This is a genomic window from Kitasatospora sp. NPDC004799 (assembly GCF_040609095.1).
In the GTDB taxonomy this organism is placed as follows: Bacteria; Actinomycetota; Actinomycetes; order Streptomycetales; family Streptomycetaceae; genus Kitasatospora.
Window position 1 is genome coordinate 34,328 of sequence record NZ_JBEXJK010000024.1, and the last position, 6,579, is coordinate 40,906.

Annotated in this window: 7 protein-coding genes; all 7 read right to left on the reverse strand. The window is 72.0% G+C overall.

Translation table 11 applies throughout. From position 1 onward, the window contains the following. Positions 1–153 precede the first annotated feature (153 nt). Positions 154–795 (reverse strand): protein-tyrosine-phosphatase, encoded by a 642-nt coding sequence (locus ABZW03_RS05795; RefSeq protein WP_355252781.1) that lies wholly within the window; start codon positions 793–795, stop codon positions 154–156. Between the two features lie 32 nt (positions 796–827). Beyond that, on the reverse strand, positions 828–1,475 hold the full coding sequence (locus ABZW03_RS05800) for an L-threonylcarbamoyladenylate synthase (RefSeq protein ID WP_355252762.1): 648 nt from the start codon (positions 1,473–1,475) through the stop codon (positions 828–830). 55 nt (positions 1,476–1,530) lie between these two features. Then, a complete protein-coding gene (prmC, locus tag ABZW03_RS05805; protein ID WP_355252765.1) occupies positions 1,531–2,397 on the reverse strand; it encodes a peptide chain release factor N(5)-glutamine methyltransferase in 867 nt (288 codons plus the stop codon). A 63-nt stretch (positions 2,398–2,460) separates the two neighbouring features. Next, complete coding sequence (prfA, locus tag ABZW03_RS05810) at positions 2,461–3,540, reverse strand: peptide chain release factor 1 (protein ID WP_355252768.1); 1,080 nt, start codon at positions 3,538–3,540, stop codon at positions 2,461–2,463. Between the two features lie 132 nt (positions 3,541–3,672). Beyond that, positions 3,673–3,894: a 50S ribosomal protein L31 gene (rpmE, locus tag ABZW03_RS05815; protein WP_329927982.1), complete on the reverse strand. Its 222-nt coding sequence runs from the start codon at positions 3,892–3,894 to the stop codon at positions 3,673–3,675. Positions 3,895–4,031: 137 nt separating this feature from the next. Then, positions 4,032–5,156, reverse strand: a complete 1,125-nt coding sequence (locus ABZW03_RS05820; RefSeq protein ID WP_355252772.1) for an LCP family protein — start codon at positions 5,154–5,156, stop codon at positions 4,032–4,034. Between the two features lie 141 nt (positions 5,157–5,297). Further along, a partial coding sequence (gene rho / locus ABZW03_RS05825) for a transcription termination factor Rho (protein ID WP_355252775.1) occupies positions 5,298–6,579 on the reverse strand: 1,282 nt, incomplete at its 5' end.

The following is a 6,579-nucleotide window of genomic DNA, read 5'->3' on the forward strand; positions in this document are numbered from 1 at the left end:
GCTCCGGACCCGGCGCCGACGGCCGGCGGGCACTGCGCCACCTCCTTCGTCGGCGGCTCGGCCCTTCTCCCTTTCGGCACCGGCGCGGGCCGTCGGCTCGCTCGCGCGGTCAGCGCGACGGAGCGGGCTCGCGCGGTCAGCGCGGGGCGCGGGTCAGCGCGGGGCGGGGACGCCGGTGAGCGCGGTGACCACCGGGTCGACCGCGTGGAATATCTCCTCGCCGCAGTTGCGGAACATGCCGATCGGCGCCCCGTACGGGTCGTCCAGCTCGTCCGACTCCGGGGTGGCGGCCAGCAGCCAGCCGCGCAGCGCGGCGGCCGCCCGGACCAGCGCGCGGGCCCGCTCGGTGACGTCGGCGCCGCGCCGGGGGTCCGGCAGGGTGCCCGGGTCTATCGTCCGCACCAGGCGGGTGAACTCCTTCAGCGTGAAGGTGCGCAGCCCCGCCTCGTGGCCCATCGAGATCACCTGGGCGCGGTGGTCCAGCGTCGCGGTGAGCACCAGGTCGGCCTCGACCACGTGCTCGTCCAGCAGCTCGCGGCCGGTGAAGCCGCCGCTGTCGGCGCCGTACTCGTCGAGCACGGTGGCGGCGTGGTCCTCCATCGGCGCGCCCTCGTGGCCCCAGGTGCCGGCGCTCTCGACCAGGATCCGCCCGGCCACCCGGGGGCTCAGCCGGGTGTCCAGCTCACGCCGGGTCAGCCGCTCGGCGATCGGCGAGCGGCAGATGTTCCCGGTGCAGACGAACAGGATCCGGAAGTGGTCCAGCGGCCTGGGGCCCACGCTCAGGTACGGCGCTATGCCCGGCCCGGCGTGGAGCGAGGCGGTGGGCGTCAACTGCCGGCCTCCAGGTCGGGGACGACCTCCCTCAGCTGCTCGACGCTGATCGCACCGGCCCGCAGCAGGACCGGGACCTTGCCGGTGACGTCGACGATCGACGAGGTGGCGGAGTCCTCGGCCGCCCCGCCGTCCAGGTAGACCGAGATCGCGTCGCCGAGCTGGGACTGCGCCTCGTCGCAGGTCAGCGGGGAGGACCCGCCGATCCGGTTGGCGCTGGAGACGGCCAGCGGGCCGGTGGCGTTCAGCAGCTCGATGGCGACCGGGTGCAGCGGCATCCGGACCGCGACGGTGCCGCGGGTGTCGCCGAGGTCCCAGCGCAGCGAGGGCTGGTGCCGGGCGACCAGGGTGAGCCCGCCGGGCCAGAAGGCGTCGACCAGCTCCCAGGCCTGCTCGGAGAAGTCGGTGACCAGGCCGTGCAGGGTGGTCGGCGAGCCGACCAGGACCGGCGAGGGCGTGTTGCGGCCGCGGCCGCGGGCGGCCATCAGCTCGCCGACGGCCTCCGGGGAGAAGGCGTCCGCACCGACCCCGTACAGGGTGTCGGTGGGCAGCACGACGAGTTCGCCGCGGCGGACGGCCGAGGCGGCCTCGCGCAGACCGGTGGCGCGGTCCCCGGCATCGGCACAGTCGTAGCGGCGGCTCATCGGTGCGGTCCCCTTCCGGAGTGGCTCATGGCGGTCACTACGGCCCTCACTGCGGTCACAGCGCGGCCTTGCGCGCCGTCGTGAAGCGCGGCCGGTTGTTCAGGTCGCGGTGGTCGGCGGTGTCCGTCCAGCCGTGTTCCTCGTTGAAGATCCACGGCACCTGGCCGCCCTGCTGGTCGGCGTGCTCGATCACCACCGCGCCGCCCGGGCGCAGCAGCCGGGCCGCGACCCGCTCGATGCCGCGGATGGTGTCCAGGCCGTCCTCGCCGGAGAACAGCGACATCTGCGGGTCGTGGTCGCGGGCCTCCGGCGCGACGTACTCCCACTCGGTGAGCGGGATGTACGGCGGGTTGGAGATGACCAGGTCGAAGCGGCCGTCCCAGGAGCGGTCGTCCTCGAAGGCCTTGGTGGCGTCACCGGCGTGCAGGGTGACCCGGGCGCGGTCGGGGCTGGCCTCGATGTTGCGCCGGGTGTACTCCAGCGCGCCCTCGTCCAGCTCGAAGGCGTGCACGGTCGAGCGCGGCAGCTCCTGGGCCAGGGCGAGGGCGATCGCGCCGGAGCCCGAGCACAGGTCCACCACCAGCGGCTCGGCCACGTCCATGTCGCGGACCGCGTCTATCGCCCACTCGACGACCGTCTCGGTCTCCGGCCGGGGCACGAACACCCCGGGGCCGACCTCCAGTTCGAGGTAGCGGAAGAACGCCCGGCCGGTGATGTGCTGGAGCGGCTCGCGCGCCTCGCGGCGGGAGACCGCCTCCCAGTACCGGGCGTCGAAGTCGGCGTCCTTCACCGTGTGCAGCTGGCTGCGCTTGACGTTGTGGACGTAGGCGGCGAGCTCCTCCGCGTCGAAGCGCGGCGACGGCACGCCGGCCGCGGCCAACCGCTGGGTGGCCTGGGCCACCTCGGCGAGCAGCAGGTTCATCCGTACGACCTCTTGTTTCTGCGCTCCGGCTTCGGGCGAAACGCGGGCTGGGGCGCGCCGGTCTCAGTTCTCTTGGGCGGCCGCGGCGAGCTTGGCCGCCGCGTCCTTGTCCACGCAGGACTGGATCACCGCGTTCAGTTCGCCGTCCAGGACCTGGTCCAGGTTGTACGCCTTGAATCCGGTGCGGTGGTCCGAGATGCGGTTCTCGGGGTAGTTGTACGTGCGGATCCGCTCGGAGCGGTCGACCGTACGGACCTGGCTGCGGCGCGCGTCCGAGGCCTCCCGCTCGGCCTCCTCCTGCGCGGCGGCCAGCAGCCGCGACCGCAGGATGCGCATCGCCTGCTCCTTGTTCTGGAGCTGGCTCTTCTCGTTCTGGCAGGACGCCACGATACCGGTCGGCAGGTGGGTGATCCGGACCGCGGAGTCGGTGGTGTTGACCGACTGGCCGCCGGGGCCGGAGGAGCGGTAGACGTCGATCCGCAGGTCGTTGGCGAGGATCTCGACCTCGACCTCCTCCGCCTCCGGGGTGACCAGCACGCCCGCCGCGGAGGTGTGGATGCGGCCCTGCGACTCGGTCGCGGGGACGCGCTGCACGCGGTGCACGCCGCCCTCGTACTTCAGCCGGGCCCAGACGCCCTGGCCGGGCTCGGTGCTGCCCTTGGTCTTCACGGCCACCGAGACGTCCTTGTAGCCGCCGAGGTCGGACTCGTTGGAGTCGATGATCTCGGTCTTCCAGCCCACCCGCTCCGCGTAGCGCAGGTACATCCGGAGCAGGTCGCCGGCGAACAGCGCGGACTCCTCGCCGCCCTCGCCCGCCTTGATCTCCAGGATGACGTCCTTGTCGTCGCTCGGGTCGCGCGGCACCAGGAGCAGTCGCAGCTCCTCGGTGAGCTCGTCCCGGCGCGCCTCGGAGTCCTTCACCTCGGCGATGAACTCCGGGTCCTCGGCCGCGAGTTCACGCGCGGCCTCGATGTCCTCGCCGGCCTGCCGCCACTGCCGGTAGACCCGGGTGATCGGGGTCAGCTCGGCGTACCGCTTGGCCAGCTTGCGCGCGTTGGCCTGGTCGGCGTGGACGGACGGGTCGGCCAGCCTCGTCTCGAGGTCGGCGTGCTCGACGAGGAGCTCTTCGACTGCCTCGAACATGGGGGTGGCCTTCTTCCCGGGGACTCGGAAACGTGTGGGGGGTGGGGAGAGCGCGGGGGACGCGAACGGCGCCGGCCCCCAGCGCCCCCGACAACGAGTACGGGGGCACCGGGAACCGGCGCCGAGGGAGCGCTAGGCCTTCGCGCTGTGCTGCTTGCCGAAGCGGGCCTCGAAGCGGGCCACGCGGCCACCGGTGTCGAGGATCTTCTGCTTGCCGGTGTAGAACGGGTGGCACTGCGAGCAGACCTCGGCGCGGATCTCGCCGCTGGTCTCGGTCGAGCGGGTCACGAACTCCGCGCCACAGGTGCAGGTCACGCGGGTGACCACGTACTCGGGGTGAACGTTGGACTTCAAGGGGGTCTCCTAGGTTTCGGGAGGGCACCGGGTCGGCGGCTGGAGCACCGCACGTGAACCGGGACCGACGGACCAGTCTGCCAGGACCGGCCGCATCTTCCCAAACCGGGTCGCGTTCCGGGATATTCCGGGCCCCCTCAGCGCGCGGGAGCGGCCTTCCCGGTCGGCTTCCCCGCGGTCCGCGCGGAGGTCGACGGAACGGCCGCGGGGGCCGTCTGGGCGGGGTTCTCCGGCTGCGCGGAGACGACCTCCGACGGGAACGGCCGGTCGGCCTTGAGCGCCGCCCAGACCTGCCCGGCCTGCGGCTGCCGCGGGACCACCCGGTTCGGGTCGCTGGGGGCCGTCTCCACCGGCAGGGTGACCATGCTCAGCTGGTCCGGGCCGATCCCCTTGAGCTCCTGGGCGAGCCCCACCAGCGAGTTCACCGAGCCGAGCGCCGAGTCCGTGGTGATGCTCCTGGTCACGGTGTCGCCGATCGACCAGAGCTTGACCGGGTTGGTGAGCAGCCCGGTCCCCCCGACCTGCTTCAGCAGCGACCGCACCATCTGCTTCTGGAGCTCGATCCGGCCGAGGTCGCTGCCGTCGCCGACGCCGTGCCGGGTGCGCACGAAGGCCAGCGCCTGCTGCCCGTCCAGGTGGTGCTCGCCGGGCGGCAGGTCGAGCCCGCTGTCCTTGTCGTGGATGGCCACCGTGGTGGTCACGGTGGCCCCGCCTATCGCGTCCACGACCCGGGCGAAGCCGGCGAAGTCGATCTGCAGGTAGTGGTCCATCCGCAGCCCGGTGAGCTGCTCGGTGGTCCTGACCGCGCAGGCCGCGCCGCCGCTCTCGAAGGCGCTGTTGTACATCGCGCGCTTGGCGCCGGGGACCTGCCGGCCCTTCGCGTCGACGCAGTCGGGGCGGGTGACCAGGGTGTCGCGCGGGATCGAGACGATCTGGGCGCGGGAGTGGTCCTGGGTGATGTGCACCACCATCGCGGTGTCCGAGCGGGCGGTGTCGCCGGTGTCCCCGCCGGCCATCGAGCCGTTGTCGCCGGTCCGCGAGTCGGAGCCGAGCACCAGGATGTTGAAGGAGCCGTCGGTGGCGGCCGGCGGCCGGGCGTCGCCGAGCCGGGCGTCGATGTCGACGCTCCTGATGTTGCCGTTGAACCTGAAGTAGGCGAACAGGGCCGCACCGGCGCCGAGGACGACGAGCGCGGCGAACGCGCAGGCGGCCGTCCGCAGGAGTCTGCGGCGGCGGCTCAGGACCCTCTTGTGTTCGGCCATACGGTCCAGAGTAAATCGGACAAGGTGCTCCAAACGCCCTCAAGTTGTCCCGGATCCGAAACAGAACGGGCCCGGACGCACGGAACCCCGGACCGCTCGCGCGATCCGGGGTTCCGTGCTTCGACAGCCGTCCGGCTACGGTCAGTCGCCGGAGCCGGGGGTGGTCTTGGCGATCTGCATCAGGAACTCGGCGTTGCTCTTGGTCTGCTTCATCTTGTCCAGGAGCAGCTCGATCGCCTGCTGCGAGTCGAGCGCGTGCAGCACCCGGCGCAGCTTCCAGACGATGGCCAACTCCTCGTTGCCGAGCAGGATCTCCTCCTTGCGGGTGCTGGAGGCGTCCACGTCGACGGCCGGGAAGATGCGCTTGTCCGAGAGCTTCCGGTCGAGCTTGAGCTCCATGTTGCCGGTGCCCTTGAACTCCTCGAAGATCACCTCGTCCATGCGCGAGCCGGTCTCGACCAGCGCGGTGGCCAGGATGGTCAGCGAGCCGCCGTTCTCGATGTTGCGCGCGGCACCGAAGAACTTCTTCGGCGGGTACAGCGCGGTCGAGTCGACACCACCGGACAGGATGCGGCCGGAGGCCGGCGCGGCCAGGTTGTAGGCGCGGCCGAGGCGGGTGATCGAGTCCAGCAGGATGACCACGTCGTGGCCCAGCTCCACCAGGCGCTTGGCGCGCTCGATGGCCAGCTCGGCGACGGTGGTGTGGTCCTCGGCCGGGCGGTCGAAGGTCGAGGAGATGACCTCGCCCTTCACCGACCGCTGCATGTCGGTGACCTCTTCCGGACGCTCGTCGACCAGGACGACCATCAGGTGGCACTCGGGGTTGTTGTGGGTGATCGCGTTGGCGACCGCCTGGAGCACCATGGTCTTGCCGGTCTTCGGCGGCGCGACGATCAGACCGCGCTGGCCCTTGCCGATCGGCGACACCAGGTCGATGATCCGGGTGGTCAGCACGCCCGGGTCGGTCTCCAGGCGCAGCCGCTCCTGCGGGTACAGCGGGGTGAGCTTGTTGAACTCGGGGCGGCCGCGGCCGCTCTCCGGGTCCATGCCGTTGACGGAGTCCAGCCGCACCATGGCGTTGAACTTCTCGCGGCGCTCGCCCTCGCGCGGCTGGCGCACCGCACCGGTGATGGCGTCACCCTTGCGCAGGCCGTTCTTGCGGACCTGGGCGAGCGAGACGTAGACGTCGTTCTGGCCCGGCAGGTAGCCGGAGGTGCGCACGAACGCGTAGTTGTCGAGGATGTCGAGGATGCCCGCGACCGGGATCAGGACGTCGTCCTCGCCGATCTGCGGCTCGACGGTGCCGGCCTCGAAGCCGTCGCGCCCGCGGCGGCCGCGGCGGTCGCGGTAGCGCCCGCGCCGGCCCCGGCGGCCCTCGCCGAACTCGTCGTCCTCGTAGCCGCCCTGCTGGGCCTGCTCGGTC

Excerpts from the sequence above, each read along its gene's own strand:
- ABZW03_RS05800 (WP_355252762.1), bottom strand. The coding sequence starts at position 1,475 with ATGAGCCGCCGCTACGACTGTGCCGATGCCGGGGACCGCGCCACCGGT.
- prmC (WP_355252765.1), bottom strand. The coding sequence starts at position 2,397 with ATGAACCTGCTGCTCGCCGAGGTGGCCCAGGCCACCCAGCGGTTGGCC.
- prfA (WP_355252768.1), bottom strand. The coding sequence starts at position 3,540 with ATGTTCGAGGCAGTCGAAGAGCTCCTCGTCGAGCACGCCGACCTCGAG.
- ABZW03_RS05820 (WP_355252772.1), bottom strand. The coding sequence starts at position 5,156 with ATGGCCGAACACAAGAGGGTCCTGAGCCGCCGCCGCAGACTCCTGCGG.